Here is a 19254-nt window from a genome sequence, read left to right on the forward strand (position 1 = left end):
CTATCTGGCTCTTCCCGCCCGGGGGAGCCAAGGAGGATTGATGTTCAGCACTGACGACGAACTCTTGAAGTTCATCTCTGACGAGGGAGTCGAGTTCGTCGACATCCGTTTCGTCGACCTGCCCGGTATCCAGCAGCACTTCACGGTGCCGGTTTCGTCGTTCAACCTGGAGCCGATGGCCTTCGACGGTTCGTCGATCCGTGGCTTCCAGACGATCAACGAGTCCGACATGGCGCTCTACCCGGACGTCACGACTGCGTACATCGACCCGTTCCGCGCCGCGAAGACCCTCGCGCTGATGTACTTCGTGCACGACCCGATCACCGGCGAGGCCTACTCGCGCGACCCGCGCAACATCGCGCGCAAGGCGCTGGCGTACCTCGCCTCGACCGGCATCGGCGACACCGCGTTCTTCGCCCCCGAGGCCGAGTTCTTCATCTTCGACAAGGTCGCCTACAGCAGCTCCGAGGGCGAGTCGTTCTACAAGATCGACTCGGTCGAGGCCTGGTGGAACTCGGGCGCCGACAAGAACCCCGACGGCTCCAACAACCTGGGCTACAAGACGCGCTACAAGGGCGGCTACTTCCCGGTTTCCCCCACCGACCACTTCGCCGACCTGCGCGACACGATGGTCAAGAACCTCGAGGCCTCCGGCCTGCTCGTCGAGCGCGCCCACCACGAGGTCGGCACCGCCGGCCAGGCGGAGATCAACTACAAGTTCGACACGCTGCTCAAGGCTGCCGACGATGTCATGAAGTTCAAGTACATCGTCAAGAACACCGCCTGGGAAGCCGGCAAGACCGTCACCTTCATGCCGAAGCCCGTCTTCGGCGACAACGGCTCGGGCATGCACGTCCACCAGTCGATCTGGAACGCCGGCGAGCCGCTGTTCTACGACGAGACCGGCTACGGCGGCCTCTCCGACATGGCCCGCTGGTACATCGGCGGTGTCCTGAAGCACGCCCCCTCGGTGCTCGCGTTCACCAACCCGACCGTGAACTCCTACCACCGTCTGGTCCCGGGCTTCGAGGCTCCGATCTCGCTGGTCTACTCCTCGCGCAACCGCTCCGCCGCGGTCCGCATCCCGATCACCGGCACCAACCCGAAGGCCAAGCGCGTCGAGACCCGGTTCCCGGACCCGTCCTCGAACCCGTACCTCGCCTTCTCGGCCCTGCTGCTGGCCGGCATCGACGGTATCCAGAACAAGATCGAGCCGCCGGCTCCGATCGACAAGGACATCTACGAGCTTCCGCCGGACGAGATGGCCGAGATCAACCAGGTGCCGACCTCCCTCGGCGCCGTCCTGTCGGCCCTGGAGAACGACCACGACTTCCTCACCGTGGGCGACGTCTTCACCCCCGACCTGATCGAGACGTGGATCGACTACAAGACCAACGACGAGATCCTCCCGATCCAGGTCCGTCCCCACCCGCACGAGTTCGAGCTCTACTACGACATCTGATCCGGCACTTCCAGCGCCTGTCAGCGTCTGCTGAAACGGTGGCTGACCTGAGAGAACGTCTTTCGGCGTCTTTCAGTGTCAGCCACCGTTTTCCATTGTCCTGTGACCCCAGGGCCTGGACCACTGGTCGCACCACCCGCGTCCGCGTCATCTGGTCAACAACCAGGCAACAGCGCCTGCCTGGAGCGCGAGTGTCGCGTAGCCTCGCCCGGTGCCAATCTTCGCGACCCTGGCCGGCGCATCTCGGGCACGCCGCTCCGCCCTCGTCCTTGTCATCCCCCTCCTCGCCGCTGCCGCGCTGGCGGCGGCCGCCGTCGTGGTGGTCAGCCCCGGCAACGCCGCCACCGCCACGACGATCAAACGGTGGGAGACCCGGCTGGCCGGCCTCGGCTGCAACGTCGGCCGCGTCGACGGGCGCGTGGACGACCACACCCGCACGGCCGTCGTACGCTTCCAGACCCGCCACCGCCTGAGCCCGAGCGGTCGCTTCACGACCACCACGCGGACACGGCTGATGTCGTCGGCGGCGAAGCGGTGTGACGTACGGCCGGTGCCGGCGAGCACGGGGACCGGACGCCGCATCGTGATCAGCCAGCGTCAGGACTGGGTCTGGCTGGTGCGCGCCGACGGGTCCATCCGCGCGCAGGGCGGGATGATCGACGCGGAGTGGCTGGACAAGCAGTCGTACACCACCGGTTCCTACTGCGGCCGACCGGCCCGCGGCAACCCACGTACGAACTACAGCGGCACGCAGTGGCTCTACCACTTCGTCCGGTTCGCGCCCTGCGGCGTGGCCTTCCACCGGGTGCCGGTGAGCATGCGGACGGGTCGTCAGATCCACCCGAACTGGTATCTCGGCACCGACGAGAAGACCTCCGACGGCTGCATCCGGCTCAGCTCCACGATGGCGGCCGAGGTTTGGGACTTCACCAAGGTCAAGACCCGCGTACGCGTCGTGTGAGCCCGACAGACCACAAGGAAACCGTCGTCGAGGGGGGGGTTGCGTCGTCTTATCCGCCGGCCCCCTCGAGTCGCTGCGTGAGGGTGGCTCTGATCTCGGGGTCGGCGTTGTCGACGACGACCAGGGCCTGCTGCCATGCGGCGCGGGCGCGCGATCGGTCGCCGAGGTCCTCGGACAGGTCGCCTGCCTGAAGACCGCTGCGGGCAGCGCTGGCGTGGTCGCCGAGGGCCTCGTACTGTTCGGCTGCCCGCTCGGCCGCCGCGAGCGCGTCCTCGAGCCTGCCCAGGCGCTGGTACGCCAGGGCGAGGCTGTCCCAGGTGTCGGCCTCGCCCGGGCGGTCGCCGCTGGTCTGGGCATGCTCGAGCGCCTTCAGACAGGTGGCGAGTGCCCGGTCGAGGTCGCCGAGGTGAACGAGATACCAGCCCATGGAGTTCATCGCGCGGCCCAGGCCGGCCTCGTCGCCGGTGCCGGTGAACAGCTCCAGAAGCTTCTCCATCCTGGTCACCGCCTCGGCGAACCGGCCTTCTCGGGCACAGGTCCAGGTGTCGTTGCGCAGCACGTACGAACGGCCGACGTCGTCGCCGATCCGCTCGAAGCCCTCGGAGGCGAGAGCGAAGTGCTCGTGGGCGCGGTCGTACTCCTCCAGTCGCGCGAGAGCCTGACCCGCGAGCCGGTGACACTGAGCCACCCCGGCATCGTCGCCAGCAGCGGCCAGGACGACGACCGCGTGCTCGGCGAGATTCGCCCACGGCCACCACAGCGCCGCTCGTCGGTCGGCATAGTCGACCAAGCACCACACCAGCCGCCAGCCGTACTCCGGATACCCCGTCGTCAGGGCGATCCAGGCGACCTCCAGCAGGCTCTCGTGCATCGCGGTGAACCAGGCCAGCGCCTCGTCATAGCTGGTGACCCGGTCCAGGACCACCTGGTCGACCATCGGCAGCAGCGAGATCGGGTACTGCTGCGGGTCCATCAGCATCGCCGCCTCGCGAGCAGTCGCCAGGTAGTGCCCGAGCACCCCGAGCGCAGCGCGTCGCTTCGCCTCCGGCGACTCCGAGGCACCGAGCAGGTCCACGGCGAGCAATCGGACCAGGTCGTGCTGGACATAGCGCTGCGGCCGACGCTCCTCGACCAGGCTGGCCGCCGCCAACCGGGCCATGGTCGAGCTCGCCTCGGTCAGCGTCACGCCGGCGAGGCTGGCCGTTGCCGCGAGCGAGATCTCCGCCACCCGGTGCAGGCCGAGCAACCGGAAGACACGGGCATCCTCGGGCCCCAGCGCGAGATAGGAGGAGCGGATGGCCGCGCGTACGCTGCTGTGTTCATCCGGCCCGCTCAGATTGTCCAGACGGCCGCTCTCGGGTCGCAGCTCGTCGGCCAGGTCGGAGAGCCGGAAGGCCGGGTTGGTGGCTGCTCTGGCAGCGACCAGGCTCAGTGCCATCGGCAACCGGTCGCAGGTCTCGATGATCTCAGCGACCGCACCGTCCTCGGCCCCGACCCGGCGCGCGCCGAGCCGGCGCCTGAGCAGATCACGAGCCTCCTCACCGCTCAGCGGCCCCAGCCGCACCGTCGAGGCACCCTCCCGGGAGACCACCCCGAAGAGCTGGTCCCGACTGGTCACCAGAGCCGCGGCAGTACGTGGCGGAAGCAGCGGTCGAACCTGATCGGCATCACGCGCGTTGTCGAGCACCACGAGCAGGCGCCGCTCGGCGATCGTCGAGCGGTAGAGCGTGAGCTGTCGGTGCACGTCACTGGGCACCTGCTGGGCATCGACGCCGAGCTCGGCCAGCACCAGCCGCAGGGCCTCGCCGAGCGCCATCGGCCGACGGTTGGGATCGAAGCCACGCAGGTCGACGTAGACGACGCCGTCGGGGAACTTGTCGTAGTGCAGATGCGCCCAATGCAGGACCAACGCGGTCTTGCCGACCCCGGCGGCGCCCGAGACCACGACGACCGGCGCCTGCTCTCCGGAGGCGATCAGCTCGTCGATACCCGCCAGCGCGTCGGTGCGGCCCACGAAGGTCGAGGGCGCCGAGGGCGGGACCGGCCTGGTCGCCGCCCCGGAGCGGCGACCGGCGTCCTCGAGGTCCTCCGGATCGCCGAGCAGGTCGGCGAAGACCGCCCTCAGCTCCGCGCCCGGGCCGACACCGAGCTCGTCGGCAAGCGAGCGGCGTACGTCCTCGTACGCAGCCAGTGCCTCCGCCCGGCGGCCGGTCAGATCCAGCAACCTCAGATGCCTGACCCAGAGCGACTCTCGCAGTGGGTGGTGCTCGAGAGCGGCACGGATCCGCTGAGTCAGCTCGGTGACCTCGATCGGATCGGGAAACCGAGGTCCCACCAAGGACAGGTCTGCCACCCGTTCCAGAGCGGACAGGTAGCGGTCGGCCAGAGCCGGTACCTCGGCGGCGTAGAGATCCTCGGAGTCGACGCCGGTGAAGGCGACGCCTCGCCAGAGCCGGATCGCGGACCACAGCTTCTCCGCACACGAGGGATCGCTGGGTTCGGCCTCCGCCAACCGACGGAACCTGGCCACGTCGACCTGCTCTGCGGTCGCCTTCAGCACGTAGCCGCCCGCGCTGAACCCGATCGACTCGGGTGGCAGCCGGCTGCGCAGGCGGCGTACGACCGTGTGGACCGAGGCGCGCACGTGCTGCGGCGGCCGCGCACCCCAGACCCGCTGGGCGAGCGTCTCGACAGTCACCGGCAGACCGGGATCCATCGCGAGCACCGCGAGCAGCGCGCGGCCACGACCACGGGGAAGCAGAACCGGTCGGCCGGCGACGGTGACCTCGAAGGACCCGAGAAGGCCGACCTGTAGGTCGGACGCAGTGCGGTCGACCACCACGCTCCTTCGCCATCGAGCCGATCCACCGTGACTGTAGCCAGCCGTGGTCAGAGCGCAACCACAATTGGGCCCGGATCGGCTCGTTGAAGCCCCGTCGTCAACCTCCTCGCGGCGTTCGACGGGGCACGTCGGACAACAGGGCGATCGCGATCAACAGCTCCTGGAGATCGGCGAAGCGACGAAGGTCGGACCCGGTCCGCTCGCCGATCTTGTCGAGGCGGTAGTAGGCGGAGTTGACGTGCAGGTGGAGCCGCGCGGCAGCCTCTTTCGCGTTGAGATCGCTGCGTGCGTACTCGATGAGAGTGGCGATCAGCGCGCCACCGTTGCCCTGGTCCTCCTCGACGAACTGACGTACGGCGGGCCGGATCAGTCGCCGCGCGGTCGGGTCCTCGCGCGTGACCAGGTAGTCGAAGGTGGTCATCCGCGACAGGGCAAGGGTTCCGGACAGGCCGTGCAGGCCCTCACGAGCGACGATCGCCTCGGCATAGGCCCGCGGCGCCTCGGCAAGACCATGGTGGGTTGTGCTCACTCCCAGCGACAGCTCGATGCCCTCCTTCGCCAGTCTCCGCTGGGCGCGCTCCAGACCGGAGATCAGGCGATCGACGCTGCCCGGCACGACAGCAACGGCAACGATCTCGTCCTGCCGCAGGGCTGCGATACCACGCTGTCCCCCGCTCAGCACGCCACGTACGGTGCTGAGGGCGTCACGCAGCTGAGCACCTGAGAGGTCCGACTTCACCGCGACAGCCGAGCCGATGACGACAGGCGTCATCGGCTCGATCCCCTGAGCTCGCGCGAGATCGGCCTTGGGTCCAGGGAGGATCACTCGTCCCGCGACGATGTCCTCGACGAGGTCTCTCCGCAGTCTGTCGCCCTCGACCAGCTGAAGCTGTTGCGCTGCAAGGTACGCATCGGCCGCGACCGAGCTCCCGACCTCGATCACCTGCATCACCCGGGTGGCGAGGTGGAGGGCGGCGTCTCTGCTCTGGCGATCGCTCGCCGCGGCGATGACGCTCTCCCACAGCCGCACCTGGTTGATCCGGAACGCCTTGAGAAAGTCGGAGAGCGGTATCCCCTGCTGGACTCGTCGCCCCGCCTGCACGGCCGTGATCGGGAAGTCCGTCGGAACAGCGGGCCTGCCCTCCTCCATCGCGGTCAGCACTGCCCGAAAGACGGCGTCGACATGGAGGCGTAGGTCCTCCGGCAGATCTGGATCGTCACTCTTCTCATAGGACGCGACCTCCGCCCAGGTCAGCTCCACCGCTGCCGCCACAGTGACGTCCAACGTCGCCCGCACACGGTCGACGACCTCCCGGATCAGGGCCTGTTCCTCCATGCCTCGATCGTAGTTCCCGGTTCTTGTGGCCGAACCACAGTCGCCACCCTCCCCGGCCCCGAGATCGTCGGCGGCGATCGTGCTCCAGATGCAGCCGTGATCCGACCACAACGATCAGAATCGACCCTTGTGGGGCAACGACGTTGGGAGAGCGGAACCCCGTCGCTTCAATTGATCGCATGGCAACCAACAAGATTCTCGTCATCGTCACCAACGCAGCCGAGTACGAGAAGGTCGGGTATCGGACAGGGCTCTGGCTCGGCGAGTTCACCCACTTCTACGACTACGCCGCCGAGCAGGGTTACGACCTCACCGTCGCCAGCCCGACGGGCGGAGCGGTCCCGCTCGACCCGGAGAGCCTCGCCTCGAACTGGCTCGAAGACCTCGGTACGGGTGAGCGCTATCGCGACCGGGCCTTCATGGACCTGCTGAAGGACACGCTGCCGATCGCCGAGGTGACCGCCGACGACTACGACGCCATCTACTTCACCGGTGGCCACGGCGTCATGTTCGACTTCCGGTCCCCTGAGCTGGGTGCCTTGACCGCGGCCTTCTACGAGTCCGGCAAGATCGTGGCGGCGGTCTGCCACGGCCCCGCCGGCATCATCGACGTCCGGCTGAGCACCGGCGAGCCGATGATCCGAGGCAAGCAGGTCACCGGATTCTCGTGGCCCGAGGAGGAAGCCGCCCAGCGTGCTGACGCCGTTCCGTTCAGGCTCGAGGACGAGCTCATCGCCCAGGGAGCGTCCTACTCCAAGGCCGCCAACCTGTTCGAGCCGTACGTCGTGGTGGACGGGTCGCTGATCACCGGCCAGAACCCGGGCAGCGCCCGCCCTGTCGCCGAGGCAGTGATCACGGCTCTTCGCAGCGGCTCGGTTCAGGATCCGGCGTGAGATCCTGGCTCATCGCCTGTGCCCGTGGTGACGCGTAATCTGGTCGACATGACCGGCATCCAGGGAGTCAATACCACTGTTCGGCCGTCCGGCGCGGGGTGTGCGGAGTGCCTCGCGAGCGAGGACGGGTGGTGGTTGCACCTGCGCAGATGTGCCGAGTGCGGGCATGTGGGCTGCTGCGACAGCTCGCCGGCACAGCACGCCAGTCGCCACTTCCGCGAGACCGGCCACCGTTACATGCAGAGCTATGAGCCCGGCGAGGAGTGGTTCTGGGACTTCGAGAACCAGGAGGCCGTACGCGGAGTCGTTCTGGCGGGCCCGACCAGTCGACCGGAGTCTCAGCCCTCGCCGGCACCGGCAGATCGCGTTCCCGAGGACTGGCAGCAGCACCTGAACTGAGCCCGCTCGCGCCGCGGCGGCGGCTTCAGCGGCGCGGTGGTTGCTGGTGGGCGTAGGCCCACATCGCGATCTCGACGCGGTTGCGGGTGCCGAGCTTGGTCATCAGCGAGGCGACGTGGGTCTTGACCGTGCTCAGGCCGACGTAGAGCTCGGTGGCGATCTCGGCGTTGGTCCGGCCCCGTGCCACTAGGGCGAGCACCTCCTCCTCGCGCTCGGTGAGCGGGTCGATGGGCTGGACCGGCGCCACCGGCGTCTGGCCGGCGAAGGTCGCCAGCAACCTGCGGGTGACGTTGGGGGCGATCAGCGCGTCCCCGTCGGCCGCCGCGTGGATGGCCTGGACGAGGAGCTCAGGCCCGGCGTCCTTGAGCAGGAAGCCGCGGGCACCGGCGCGCAGGGCGCCGAGGACGTACTCATCAAGGTCGAAGGTGGTGATCACGACGACCGCCATCGGGTCCGTCACCTCCGGCCCGGCCAGGCGCCGTGTCACCTCGACGCCGTCGAGTCCGGGCATTCGGATGTCGACGAGGAGGACATCGGGACGCAGCCGGGTCGCCAGGTCGAGCGCTGCCAGCCCGTCTGCCGCCTCCCCGACGACCTCGAGGTCGGGTTGCGCGCCGAGGATCATCACCAGCCCGGCCCGGACCAGGTCCTGGTCGTCGGCCACGACGACACGGATGCTCATGCCCGCACCTCGGCCGGCAGCACGGCCTCGACCACCCAGCCACCCTCGGGCCCCGGGCCCGCGGAGAGCGATCCGCCGAGGAGCTGGGCGCGCTCGGTCATGCCCAGCAGGCCGAACCCCTGCTCGGGAACCGGCCCCGGCTCGGTCCGTCCGTCGTCGCAGACGCGCAGCCTGACGGCGTCGCCCTCGCGGCGTACGTCGATCACGACTCGGGTCGCGCTCCGGGCGTGGCGTACGGCGTTGGTCAGCGACTCCTGGGCGAGCCGGTAGAGCGCGGCGTCCACCGGTCGCGCGAGCCGGGTCAAGGATCCCTCCAGCGAGACCTCGACGACGGGCGTCGCGTCGGCGTGCGCGAGCGCAGGCAGGTCCGCGACCCCCAGCTGCGGAGAGAGGGCGGCGGCCTCATCCTCGCGCAGCACCCGCACCATGGACCTCATCTCCGCCAGGGTCCGCGACGCCTCGGACTCGATCGCGGCCAGGACCTCGACAGCCTTCTCCGGCTGGATGCCGGCGACGACGCCGCCGGCCTGCGCCTGCACCGCGATGGCCGAGACGTGGTGGGCCACGGTGTCGTGCAGCTCCCGCGCCAACGCGACCCGCTCCTGGGTTCGGATCTCGCGCTGTTGGCGGCGCCAGAGGTCCGCGCGGTAGCGGAACACCGCCGCGAGGGCGACGATCAGCAGCAGGAGGACGATGCCGCCGAAGAGGTCGGCCACACCCGCGGAAGAGGCGTACATGCCCAGCGCGACGACAACCGTCACGAACGCCGTCCCCACGACGATCTCCCGTCCCGAGCCCCACCGCACCAGGGTGTAGAGCAGGATCAGGACGGCCAGCATGGAGTAGAGGCCGAGGTCGCCGGCGTCCGCGGCCGGCTGGAGGACCGAGAGCAGCCCGGCGACACCCCACCCGATCAGGGCGGCCACCAGCGGGCGGCCCCGCCGCCAGAGCAGGGCGGGCACCAGGGCCAGGGCCAGCACCGTCACCAGCGGTCGCCAGGCCACGTCCGGCCGGACGATGCCCTCGACCAAGGTGGCGGCCGCGTAGATGCCCACCAGCAGCCAGTCGAGGCGGCCGACGGGTGGGGCGTCAGCGGGCCGCGGCTCGTGCCAGATGGAGCGTCGGACAGGTATCACGCCACCAGCCTAGGGATCGGTGAGCCGCTGCGTACCGGCCGAAAGTACGAGAGGAGGACCGTTCCATCGGCCAGGCGAACTCCGGCCTCCGGTCCGATGTGCCCGCGGCCGGGGTCGGCGAGCGTGGACTCACCGATCCTCACCACCACAACGGAGCCCATGATGAGAACACCTCAGACCACCACCACGCTGGACGAGCAGCCGATCTCGGTGAGAGTCAAGCTCGCCGCAGCCTGGACGAGCTTGATGTTCCTGTACGCCTACGTGGACATCCTCAACTTCTTCACCCCCGGCGTCGTCGACGACATCCTCGCCGGCAAGGTCTTCGAGTTCGACCTGTCCCAGACCTTCTCGACCGCGGCCCTGACCCTGATGGCCGTCCCGATCCTCATGGTCGTGCTGTCGACGACCCTGCCCGCCCCGACGGCCCGCATCACCAACCTCGTCGTGGCCGCGCTCTACGTCCCCGTCACGGCGTTCAACCTGCTGGGCGAGTCCTGGCTGTACTTCTACGGCCTCGGCGTCGGGCTGGAGTTGATCCTGCTCGCGTTCATCGCGCGCTATGCCTGGACCTGGCCCCGCACCGCACCGTCGGTCGCCGGCCTGGCCCGCGAGAGCGTTCGCGCCCCACAGCAACTGTGAGCTCAGAGCAGTCCAGGGGGTCGCCGCAACACCCCGAACGCCCCGGGTCTCCCGGGGCCTTCGGCCATCTCGAGGTCGCTACGAGCTGCGAGCAAGCCCGAGGAAGTCGTCCGCGCGATGGACGAACAGGTACGCCTGCTGGGCGATCGCTGTCGCCCGGGCACGTCCCGCGGCCTCGTGCACGGCATCCAGCGGGTCCCCGAGCGCGCGCCTGAGCTTCGCGTGCATCAGCTGGACGAAGGCGGCCGCGTAGCGCTGCCCGTGAGCCTCGATGGACGCGTCAGCGCGTCCGAGCGCACCTGCGGCCTCCTGGACCCGCCCGTTCGCGAGATACATCTCGCCCAGCAGGGCCAACCAGGTCGTCAGGCCGGATCGTGGCGGGTCGGCCAGGTTCGACTCGATCAGCGCCTCGGCCTGGGCCAGAGACCGATCGACGTCTCGCCCGGTGATCGCGTGTGCCCAGCATCGCCCCAACCGTTGGTAGGCGCCGAGGAAGCGGAACGCGTACTCCGGATCCGCTGCGATGCCTCGCTCTGCAGCGCGGAGCGCCCACTGCGGGTCGGCCATCAGCGCAGCGGCCGTGACCGTGAACGCGGACCACACCGTGACGTCGTAGGAGTGGTTTCCGGCGTCGCTCTCGATCCGCCCGAACATGCCGCGGGCTTCGTCGTCCTTGCCGTGCAGCGCGGTGTTGAGTGCCAGCATCGCCGGGGACAGCAGCTGCAGGTCGTGCCGCAGCTGATCCTGATCGAGGGAGTTCGCCCGTTCGGCGACGACGGCGTTCGACTCGCTGAGGTGCCGATAGGCCGACCCGATGTTTCCGACGTCCCACTGATGGATCCCCCAGGCGTGACGTCCGTACGCCTGCACGACCGGGTCCTCGGATCGTTCGCTGTCGGCGAGGAGCCGGCGGGCCAGCTGACCACTGCGGTCGAGCTGGATGGCCTGGGAGTGAGCCGCCCAGTGGGAGAAGAGGAAGTCGGCCGCCTCCCGCTCCCGGCCGAGTCCTCGGGCGGCCCGCTCGGCGCGTTCGAGCAGGTCGAAGGTGGCATCGGCGCTTCCCATGTAGCCGGTCTGCATCCCGATGACCGCCACGAGCTGCGACAGCGCCGACAGCTCGAGCTCGAGCAGACCGGCCGAGTGCGCGATGCTGGCAGCGGCCTCGAGGTGCGGCACCGCCGCGTCGAAGGCCGACTGGGCAACGGCTCGTCGACCACCCCGGACGAGGGCCGTCGTGGTTCGGGTCGGGTCTGCGAACGGCCCGGCCAGCCACAGGTGGTGGGCGAGTCGCTCGGTGACCGCCTCGTCGTCTCCGTGAATCCCCTCCAACGCATCGGCGATCTGCAGGTGCAACCGGCCGGTCGAGAGCAGCCGCGAGGTCGTCTGGTGCACCGACTCACGAACCAGGTCGTGCACGAACCGCACCGAGAGCGGCCGGTCCTCGGCGGGCTCCAGCAGGCCTTGTGAGTCGGCCGTGGCGAGCAGCGCCGAGCAGGCCGACATCCCGATGCCGGCCGCGCGAGCGAGCAGGCGAAGATCCACCTCCCGTCCGACGAGCGCCGCGATCTCGACGATCCTTCTCGTCTCGGGGTCGAGCCCGGCGAGACGGTCTCGCACGATGTCGCGCACCGTGGACGGGACGCCGGTGCGCGCCAGGGCGTCCTCACCGGCCGCGGCATCGAGATCGCTGTCGGCCAGGAGCCGGGCGAGCTCGCGTACGAAGAACGGGTTGCCCTCGGTGCGCGCCTGGATGCAGCGCGCGACGTACGGACTCGGTGCCCGTCCGGTCTCACGCCGGACGAGCTCGCCCACCTCGGTCGGCTGGAGCGGCCCGATCCGCAGGCGCTGGTGGTGGGGCAGCCGCCCGACCGCCGCGAGCATTCCCCCGAGCCCATCGCCAGGGGCGGGAGCCCGATCACGCAGTAGGCCGGCGAGGACGACGCCGTCCGGCTGCTGGGTCGCCACGTGCCTGAACAGCTGCAACGACGCGACATCGGCCCACTGCAGGTCGTCGATGACCAGCACGACCGGGCGCTCGGCCGCGGCTCTCCGGACGAGGTCGACGGTCTGCTCGAAGAGGCGGAACTGGGCACCGCTGTCGGGGAGCACCGCACCACCGAGGAGGTTGTCCGGGCGCGGGTCGAGAAGGCGTCGGATCTCGCCGCTGGCCAGCCCTGCGCGGACCGGCTCCGGCTGGTTCGCCAAGAGGTCGGAGATGAGGCGGGTCCAGGGCCAGAGGGCCGGCGTGCCCTCGTGGTCCAGGGATCGTCCCCACACAGCGAGCGCACCGCGGCGCTCCGCCTCCTGGGTGAACTCGGCGAAGAGAGAGGTCTTGCCCGCTCCCGGTTCGCCTTCGGCCATGATCAGAGCCGCGTTCCCAGCCATCGCCGAATCGAGCGTTCGAGCCAGCAGGGCGCGCTCCTCGCCGCGGCCGACGAGTGGTGCGCTCCCACCGTGATCGTTGTGCTGGTCGCTCCGGACGTGGGCCTGCTGCACGACGCGCTTTCGGGCGGCCTGCAGCGCCTCGCCGGGAGCCACACCGAGGTCGTCGGCCAGCCGGGCCCGGACGGTCTCGAAGACGGAGAGTGCCTCGGCCTGCTTGCCGGCGATGGCCAGAGCCGTCATCAGGCTGGCCTGGACGGGCTCGTTCAGCGGTGCCATCCATGCGGCCAGGCGCAGCGGCTGAAGGACTCGCGTCGAGAGCTGCGGAGTGTTGGCCAGCTCCCCCACCGCGACACAGGCGTCGAAGAACTCCTCGTTGATGCCGGCGAACAGAGGCGAGACGGTCGCGCTCGGGCCCAGGCCGTCGCCCGCCGGACCATGCCAGAGACCGAGCGCCTGGGCGTACTGGTCCACGGCCTCGTCGCGACGGCCCGAGGCGAGGTGGGTCCTGGCGCTGTCGACATGCGTCCTGAACTCGATCAGGTCCACCCTGGCGGTCCGTCCGACGAAGGCGTACCCGCCACCTCTACGGACGATGAAGCTGCCTGCTTCGCGCGCCGGAAGATCGGGTTCGAGCATGCGGCGGATGGTCCCGACGTACTTCTGGACGGTGTTGACCGCCGACATCGGTACGTTCTCCTCCCAGAGGAGATCGACGAGCTCCGACATGCTCGTCGGGCTGCCTGCCCTGGCCAGGAGCAGCGCCAGCAGGTATCCCTGCTGCGGCGGGCCGGTCTCCAGCTCGACATCGTCGCGGTAGGCGCGCAGCGGACCGAGGATCTGCAGGCGCACGGAACCCCGCGGAGCCGATCTCTCGGCGATCGAGGGGTCTTCCATCGTGAGTCCTAAGGGCGCAGGAGCTTGGCCCACACCCCGACATGTCCCGGGCCTCGGCACCAGCGTAGGCCCACACCGAGGCCGCCGCAGCCGTCTGGGACGAGCCGGCTCCACAAATTCTCCACGGACCGTCCAGTGGGACTTCGTAGGTTCCCGATCGACCGGACCTCCGCGTAGATGAGGACAGACGATGCACGAGCAGGCCTACAACGCGCAATGCCGAGCCGCGGAGGACCGACATCCGGGTCAGACCCCGAAGCGGCGTGACGCGCTCATCCTGTTCGCCCTGGCGCTCGGCACCTTCGCCATCGGGACCGGCGAGTTCGGGAGCAACGGCATCGTCCAGCTCTTCGCAGCCGACTTCGGCACATCGGTGCCGGCCGCGACGAACGCGATCACCGCCTACGCCCTCGGCGTGGTCATCGGATCGCCCGTACTCACCATCGTGGCGGCGCGGCTCAACCGGCGCTCGCTCCTCCTCGGCCTGGTCGTGCTCTTCATCGTCGGCAACCTGTTGTCCGCCGCGGCCGCCGAGCTCGACGTCCTCATCGTGGCCCGCTTCATCACCGGCACCGTCCAGGGCGCGTTCTTCGGCGCCGGTGCGGTGGTGGCCGCGTACGCGTACGGCCCGGGCAAGAGCGGCAAGGCGTTCGCCACCGTGATGGCTGGTCTGACGATCGCGACGATCTTCGGCTCTCCCCTGGGCACCTTCATCGGGCAACAGGTCGGCTGGCAGGCGCTGTACGTCGTCGTGGCGGTGGTCGGCCTGCTGGCCGGGATCGCCATCTGGGTCTTCGTCCCACGCACCAGCGCGCTCGCCGGCGGATCCGTCAGGCAGGAGCTCGGTGCGCTGAGGCGGCCCATGGTCTGGGCCACGATGGCCATCGCCGCGCTGGGCATCTCGAGCATCTTCGCCGTCTACACCTTCATCGGCCCGTACATCACCGACGCCGTCGCGGTCGACGAGTCCTGGATCCCCGTCGCGCTGGCGGTCTTCGGAATCGGGATGGCGCTGGGCAACTGGCTGGGTGGCCGCCTCGCCGATCAGTACGAGCATCGGGGCCTGGTGCTGGGCTATGCCGTAGCGCTGGTCTTCTTGGCCATCATCGCGGTCGGAGGCGACAACCTCGCCGTCCTGCTGCCGTGCCTGCTCGGAGTCGGTGCCTCGACGATGATGGCGATCCCGACCATCCAGGTGCTCCTGACGCGGTACGCACCCGAGGCCCCGACCTTGATGGGGGCCGTCAACCTCGCCGCGCTCAACCTCGCCAATGCGCTCGGCGCGATCGGCGGCGCCCTCGTCCTCGACGCCGGGTGGGGTGCTCTCTCGACCGCCTGGGCCGGTCTGGTGCTCACCGCCGCCGGCCTGCTGCTCTTCGCGGTCACCGTGCCACGTGTGGCTCCACCGCAGCCGCTGGCCGCCACCGTCTCCGCGACGGTCTGAGGGGCCTGGTCATGCTGTCCTACCGCTCAGAGAACTCGTTCCTGTCGATCTGCTCGAAGGGATCCATCCTGTCCGTCGGCAGCATCGGCTCGATCGCCTCGGTGGGGTCCATCGGCGCGGTGCTCTCCATCGGCTCGATCGGATCCTGGATCTCTGTGATGTCGATGCTGAGCTCGCAGAGCAACTGCTCCGTCCTCAGCCACCAGAGCAACTGCTCGATCCTCAGCCGGCTCTCCAACTGCTCCATCCTCAGCCGTCGCGCCAACCGGGCCATCCTCGGCCGCGCCGTCCGACGACCACTCACCCATCCCGACCTCAAGGAGAACAGATGAACAACGAGAACCCGACCGTCGTCCTGGTCCACGGAGCATTCGTGGACGGATCCGGATGGCAGCCGATCCACGACATCCTCACCAACGACGGCCTCGACGTCGCCATCACCCAGCACTCGACCCGGTCCCTCACCGAGGACGTGACCGAGATCCACCAGGTCATCGAGGCCCAGGACGGGCTCGTCCTGCTCGTGGGCCACTCGTACGGCGGTGTCGTGATCACGGAGGCGGGCACCCACCCGCAGGTGGCCGGTCTGGTCTACGTCGCGGCGTTCGCTCCCGACGCGGGAGAGTCCGTCGCGTCCATGCTCGCCGAGCCCGACCCGAACGCACCCGCCCCGCCGATCGTTCCCCGCAAGGACGGGTCGCTCGTCCTCGATCGCGATCGTTTCCAGGATGCGTTCGCGGCCGACCTCCCGGCCGGCCAGGCGCGGTTCATGGCCGACTCGCAGACCCCCTGGGGCGGTGCCGCGCTCAGCACCGCCGTCACCGAAGCGGCATGGCGTTCCAAACCCAGCTGGTACGTCGTCGCCACCGAGGACCGGATGATCCCGCCCTCTGCCCAGGAGGGCATGGCCGCACGGGCCGGAGCATCCGTCGAGACGGTCGCCGCCAGCCACTCCGTCTACGTCGCCCGGCCCGACGCGGTCGCCGACCTGATCCGGCGCGCGGCCAAGGCGATCGAGCTGTAGGCGTCGGGCCCGAACTCTCGAAGACCGAAAGGAACCACCACAATGAAGCTCGCTCTCCGCCGCAGTCGCGCCCTCGTGGCGATACTCGTGGCCCTCCTCTTCACGGGCTCGATGCTCGCGACGACAAGCAACGGCGCCTCGGCGACCGGACGCACCAAGCCCACGATCGTGATGGTCCACGGGGCCTGGGCCGACGCCTCCGGGTGGCAGCGTGAGGTCAAGGAACTCACCGACGACGGCTATCCGGTCATCGCCCCGGCGAACCCGCTGCGTGGACTCGCCTCCGACGCGGCGTACCTGCGCAGCATCCTCGAGACGATCCCGGGACCCGTCATCCTCGTCGGGCACTCCTACGGCGGCGCCGTCATCAGCAACGCGGCGACCGGCCTGCCGAACGTCAAGGCGCTCGTCTACGTCGCGGCATTCGTCCCCGACGTCCACGAGCCGGTCGCCCAGCTCGTCCAGCAGTTCCCTGGCACCCTGGTCACCGAGGACGCGCTCGACGCCCGTCCCTACCCGCTGCCCGGCGGCGAGGTCGGTGTCGATCTCTATCTGAAGGCAGATATCTTCCGCGAGGCCTTCGCCGGCGACCTCCCCCGCAGCACCACCACGGTGATGCAGGCCTCCCAGCGTCCGTTCTCACTGGCGGCGTTCACCGAACCGTCCGGGGAGCCCGCGTGGAAGACCGTTCCCTCCTGGTATCTCCTGGCAACGGCCGACAAGACCATCCCGCCCGCCGCGCAGGAGTTCATGGCGAAACGTGCCGATGCCAAGATCATGCGGGTGCGGTCCTCGCACGTGGCGCACCAGTCGCACCCGCACGAGACCCTCGCCCTCATCGAGAACGCGGTTCGCTCGGTCCGCTGAGCAACCTCGCCGGGTCGGCACCCCCAGCCCCGCCGTCGGACGCGCCGGGCCGGAGGTGAGCCGACCCGGCGAGGTCGCTACTCGGCGGGATAGGGCGAGGTGGCCAGCAGGCCCGCGAGGTGGGCGAGGTGGCGGGCCAGGGTCTTGGTCGTGCCCGCAGTCGCCTCCGGAGTCGGCTTCTTGTCCTTGTAGTCCACGCCCTGCATGGCCTCGCCGACCCAGTACGTCGCCCCGCCGGCGGGAATGGTGAAGCCGACGTCGCTGAGCGCCTGGCAGAGTTCGGCGGTGACATGGTGGGCGCCGTCCTCGTTGCCGACCACGCCGATCCCGGCGACCTTGCCGTAAGTCAGCATCCGGCCCTCGTCGTCAGTCTCTCCGAGCTCGGCGTCGAGGCGCTCGAGCACCATCTTGCACACCGAGGAGGGCTGGCCGAGCCAGATCGGGGTGACGATCACCAGGGCATCGGCCGCCAGCATCCGCTCACGCAGCTGCGGCCAGGCGTCCCCATCACCTTCGTCGGTACTCACCCCGAAGCGGACGTCGTGGTCGACGACCCGGACCATCTCGCCCTTCACGTCGTGGTCCATGAGCGCCGAGAGGATCTGCGAACCGAGCAGCGCGGAGCTGGACTCGTCCGGCGAACGCTTGAGGGTGCAGTTCAGGATCAGGCAGCTCAGTGACGTCATGTCACCAGGTACCCCTGGACATCAGCGTCATGCGCTGATCACGGCTCGGGCCACCCGCAGGTGCAGGTCCTCGAGCCGGGAGAGCTGGTCGTCGGCGCGACGGATGAGCTCGTCGAGCTCCTCCTGGTCCAGACGTACGTCCTCCTCGCTGATGGCGCGCAGCAGCTGCCACCCGGCCCGCTTGCCGAACACCGCGTCGCGCAGTGCCTCCAGCTCGAACAGGTCCGAGAGCGGCGAGCGCCGCACGACCCGCCCGTTGGGCTTCAACCGGCCGGCGAGCTCGACGGCACGACCCGTGGCGGCGGCGATGCGCGACGGGGCGGCCCCGGTCGCCAGGATGATCTGTCGAAGCGACACCTGGTCCTCCCTGATCTCGGTCGCCAGCCGGCGTACCCGAGCGGCCACGTCGGGGTCGGAGTGCGAGCGTCCGACGCGCTGGAACATGGCCGTCCCGGCGCTGGAACCCGCCCAGTGGTGCTGCAGGTAGGCGTGCAGTCTCTCGTCGTTCATCGATGCTCCTTCTCCCAGATGTCACGGACGTAGCGGCGGAAGCTGGCTGCCGGCCTCCTCCGGGATCCCGGAGATGACCGCCTCGAGCGCCTCCATGCCCGAATGACGCGGTCGCCAGTCGAGCTCCGACTCGGCTCGGACGGTCGACATCAGCGGCAGCTGCATGACCGCGTCCAGCAGACTGCCCGGGACCTGCGCCAGCCGGGCGTGCCAGGCCGCCTCCAGGCCGTTGCGCAGCGGGCCCGACGGAATCTCGAGGGTTCGGGCACCGAGCAGCTCGCCGATCTCGTCGCGGCCGATCACACCGGCGCCAGCCAGGTTGAACGCGCCTGTCACGTCGGATGTCGCCGCGGTGGCGAGAGCACGGCCGACATCTCCTGCGTGCACGGCCTGCATCCGCAGTCCTGCGGGCACCGGCACGACCGGGATCCGCCGACGGTCCAGGAGCGCCGGCCTGGCCAGCGGGCCGCCGAAGATGCGCCGCTGCTCGCTGGCCGCCGAGCGCTGGAACACGAACGCGGGCCGAACCCTGACCAGCCGGACCTCGGGATGGGTGTAGGCGAAGGTGTCCAGAGCCCGTTCGACGTACGCCTTCTCCCGGCAGTACGCGGCAGCCGACGCGCCATTGGTCTCCCAGGTCTCGTCGACCGGGTCGTCGTGATGCACCGGCGAGTACGCGGCTACCGAGGAGGCGCACACCAGGGCCGGGACACCGGCCCGTGCCACGGCTTCGAGGACCCGGCGCGTACCGACCGCGTTGATCGCCCACGTCTCTTCGGGCCGGTGCGTGGGCTGGAACTTCCAGGCGAGGTGGACGACCACGTCGGCGCCCTCCACGACCGGTTCCAGGTTGGCCGTCGACACATCCGCCTGACGCCATTCGACGGAGGCGAGCTCACTGGCCGACGGGCCGCTCGGAGCTCGGCGGGCGACGCCGACGACCCTCGCAGCGCCGTCCGCGGTCAGCGCCCGGATCGCGGCGCTGCCGATGTTCCCCGACGCGCCTAGGACGACCACCTTCATGTTGTCCACGCCCTCCCTGAGGCTGATCTGCCACGTGAATCCCACCGGTACCCACCACGACCTGGTTC

Annotated in this window: 17 protein-coding genes; 9 read left to right on the forward strand and 8 right to left on the reverse strand. The window is 69.6% G+C overall.

Going from position 1 to position 19254, the window contains the following annotated elements; all coding sequences use genetic code 11:
• The first annotated feature begins 40 nt into the window (after positions 1–40).
• Positions 41–1462 carry a type I glutamate--ammonia ligase gene (gene glnA, locus ACIRON_RS20115; RefSeq protein ID WP_402994776.1) on the forward strand — a complete coding sequence of 474 codons (1422 nt, stop codon included), beginning with the start codon at positions 41–43 and terminating at the stop codon, positions 1460–1462.
• Between the two features lie 211 nt (positions 1463–1673).
• Positions 1674–2423 carry a peptidoglycan-binding protein gene (locus ACIRON_RS20120; protein WP_402994778.1) on the forward strand — a complete coding sequence of 250 codons (750 nt, stop codon included), beginning with the start codon at positions 1674–1676 and terminating at the stop codon, positions 2421–2423.
• A 49-nt stretch (positions 2424–2472) separates the two neighbouring features.
• Here the strand turns inward: ACIRON_RS20120 and ACIRON_RS20125 are convergent, their stop codons facing one another.
• Positions 2473–5262: a BTAD domain-containing putative transcriptional regulator gene (locus tag ACIRON_RS20125; RefSeq protein WP_402994780.1), complete on the reverse strand. Its 2790-nt coding sequence runs from the start codon at positions 5260–5262 to the stop codon at positions 2473–2475.
• A 100-nt stretch (positions 5263–5362) separates the two neighbouring features.
• The gene (locus ACIRON_RS20130; protein ID WP_402994782.1) at positions 5363–6601 is read right to left on the reverse strand and encodes a PucR family transcriptional regulator; all 1239 of its coding nucleotides are present in this window, start codon (positions 6599–6601) and stop codon (positions 5363–5365) included.
• Between the two features lie 179 nt (positions 6602–6780).
• Here ACIRON_RS20130 and ACIRON_RS20135 point away from each other — a divergent pair, with 179 nt between their 5' ends.
• Both ACIRON_RS20135 and ACIRON_RS20140 read left to right on the forward strand, forming a co-directional pair.
• Positions 6781–7494 (forward strand): type 1 glutamine amidotransferase domain-containing protein, encoded by a 714-nt coding sequence (locus ACIRON_RS20135; RefSeq protein ID WP_402994784.1) that lies wholly within the window; start codon positions 6781–6783, stop codon positions 7492–7494.
• Between the two features lie 48 nt (positions 7495–7542).
• Positions 7543–7893 carry a UBP-type zinc finger domain-containing protein gene (locus ACIRON_RS20140; RefSeq protein ID WP_402994786.1) on the forward strand — a complete coding sequence of 117 codons (351 nt, stop codon included), beginning with the start codon at positions 7543–7545 and terminating at the stop codon, positions 7891–7893.
• 25 nt (positions 7894–7918) lie between these two features.
• On the opposite strand, the gene ACIRON_RS20145 is transcribed toward ACIRON_RS20140, so the two are convergent.
• Together ACIRON_RS20145 and ACIRON_RS20150 are read right to left on the reverse strand one after the other, a co-directional pair.
• Positions 7919–8575, reverse strand: coding sequence for a response regulator (locus ACIRON_RS20145; RefSeq protein ID WP_402994788.1), 657 nt, complete (start codon positions 8573–8575; stop codon positions 7919–7921).
• The gene (locus tag ACIRON_RS20150; RefSeq protein WP_402994790.1) at positions 8572–9711 is read right to left on the reverse strand and encodes a sensor histidine kinase; all 1140 of its coding nucleotides are present in this window, start codon (positions 9709–9711) and stop codon (positions 8572–8574) included. Before ACIRON_RS20150 ends, ACIRON_RS20145 begins: the two co-directional genes overlap by 4 nt.
• Before the next feature lie 162 nt (positions 9712–9873).
• Between ACIRON_RS20150 and ACIRON_RS20155 the strand changes: the two genes are divergently transcribed.
• Positions 9874–10353, forward strand: a complete 480-nt coding sequence (locus ACIRON_RS20155; protein WP_402994792.1) for a DUF6326 family protein — start codon at positions 9874–9876, stop codon at positions 10351–10353.
• Positions 10354–10431: 78 nt separating this feature from the next.
• Here the strand turns inward: ACIRON_RS20155 and ACIRON_RS20160 are convergent, their stop codons facing one another.
• A complete protein-coding gene (locus tag ACIRON_RS20160; protein WP_402994794.1) occupies positions 10432–13632 on the reverse strand; it encodes an ATP-binding protein in 3201 nt (1066 codons plus the stop codon).
• Between the two features lie 190 nt (positions 13633–13822).
• On the opposite strand from ACIRON_RS20160, the gene ACIRON_RS20165 reads away from it, so the two are divergent.
• From ACIRON_RS20165 to ACIRON_RS20180, 4 genes are read left to right on the forward strand one after another with little or no spacing between them, the layout of a single operon-like run.
• Complete coding sequence (locus ACIRON_RS20165; protein ID WP_402994796.1) at positions 13823–15076, forward strand: MFS transporter; 1254 nt, start codon at positions 13823–13825, stop codon at positions 15074–15076.
• Positions 15077–15087: 11 nt separating this feature from the next.
• The gene (locus tag ACIRON_RS20170; protein WP_402994798.1) at positions 15088–15408 is read left to right on the forward strand and encodes a hypothetical protein; all 321 of its coding nucleotides are present in this window, start codon (positions 15088–15090) and stop codon (positions 15406–15408) included.
• Positions 15405–16100, forward strand: coding sequence for an alpha/beta fold hydrolase (locus ACIRON_RS20175; protein ID WP_402994800.1), 696 nt, complete (start codon positions 15405–15407; stop codon positions 16098–16100). Before ACIRON_RS20170 ends, ACIRON_RS20175 begins: the two co-directional genes overlap by 4 nt.
• A 42-nt stretch (positions 16101–16142) precedes the next feature.
• The gene (locus ACIRON_RS20180) at positions 16143–16967 is read left to right on the forward strand and encodes an alpha/beta fold hydrolase (protein WP_402994802.1); all 825 of its coding nucleotides are present in this window, start codon (positions 16143–16145) and stop codon (positions 16965–16967) included.
• A gap of 77 nt (positions 16968–17044) precedes the next feature.
• Here ACIRON_RS20180 and ACIRON_RS20185 read toward each other — a convergent pair whose 3' ends face one another.
• The 3 genes from ACIRON_RS20185 to ACIRON_RS20195 are packed head-to-tail and all read right to left on the reverse strand — an operon-like array spanning position 17045 to position 19231.
• Positions 17045–17653, reverse strand: coding sequence for a flavodoxin family protein (locus ACIRON_RS20185; RefSeq protein WP_402994804.1), 609 nt, complete (start codon positions 17651–17653; stop codon positions 17045–17047).
• 27 nt (positions 17654–17680) lie between these two features.
• Positions 17681–18163 carry a hypothetical protein gene (locus tag ACIRON_RS20190; protein WP_402994806.1) on the reverse strand — a complete coding sequence of 161 codons (483 nt, stop codon included), beginning with the start codon at positions 18161–18163 and terminating at the stop codon, positions 17681–17683.
• 21 nt (positions 18164–18184) lie between these two features.
• Entirely contained in the window at positions 18185–19231 is a 1047-nt protein-coding gene (locus tag ACIRON_RS20195; protein ID WP_402994808.1) for an NAD-dependent epimerase/dehydratase family protein, read from the reverse strand.
• Between the last annotated feature and the right edge of the window lie 23 nt (positions 19232–19254).

The organism is Nocardioides sp. NPDC101246 (assembly GCF_044767415.1).
In the GTDB taxonomy this organism is placed as follows: Bacteria; Actinomycetota; Actinomycetes; order Propionibacteriales; family Nocardioidaceae; genus Nocardioides.

Bases quoted from the DNA above. Each gene is read 5' to 3' on its own strand.
- ACIRON_RS20190 (WP_402994806.1), bottom strand. From the start codon at position 18,163: ATGAACGACGAGAGACTGCACGCCTACCTGCAGCACCACTGGGCGGGT.
- ACIRON_RS20175 (WP_402994800.1), top strand. From the start codon at position 15,405: ATGAACAACGAGAACCCGACCGTCGTCCTGGTCCACGGAGCATTCGTG.
- ACIRON_RS20145 (WP_402994788.1), bottom strand. From the start codon at position 8,575: ATGAGCATCCGTGTCGTCGTGGCCGACGACCAGGACCTGGTCCGGGCC.
- ACIRON_RS20165 (WP_402994796.1), top strand. From the start codon at position 13,823: ATGCACGAGCAGGCCTACAACGCGCAATGCCGAGCCGCGGAGGACCGA.
- ACIRON_RS20140 (WP_402994786.1), top strand. From the start codon at position 7,543: ATGACCGGCATCCAGGGAGTCAATACCACTGTTCGGCCGTCCGGCGCG.
- ACIRON_RS20185 (WP_402994804.1), bottom strand. From the start codon at position 17,653: ATGACGTCACTGAGCTGCCTGATCCTGAACTGCACCCTCAAGCGTTCG.
- glnA (WP_402994776.1), top strand. From the start codon at position 41: ATGTTCAGCACTGACGACGAACTCTTGAAGTTCATCTCTGACGAGGGA.
- ACIRON_RS20155 (WP_402994792.1), top strand. From the start codon at position 9,874: ATGAGAACACCTCAGACCACCACCACGCTGGACGAGCAGCCGATCTCG.
- ACIRON_RS20130 (WP_402994782.1), bottom strand. From the start codon at position 6,601: ATGGAGGAACAGGCCCTGATCCGGGAGGTCGTCGACCGTGTGCGGGCG.
- ACIRON_RS20135 (WP_402994784.1), top strand. From the start codon at position 6,781: ATGGCAACCAACAAGATTCTCGTCATCGTCACCAACGCAGCCGAGTAC.
- ACIRON_RS20160 (WP_402994794.1), bottom strand. From the start codon at position 13,632: ATGGAAGACCCCTCGATCGCCGAGAGATCGGCTCCGCGGGGTTCCGTG.
- ACIRON_RS20170 (WP_402994798.1), top strand. From the start codon at position 15,088: ATGCTGTCCTACCGCTCAGAGAACTCGTTCCTGTCGATCTGCTCGAAG.
- ACIRON_RS20180 (WP_402994802.1), top strand. From the start codon at position 16,143: ATGAAGCTCGCTCTCCGCCGCAGTCGCGCCCTCGTGGCGATACTCGTG.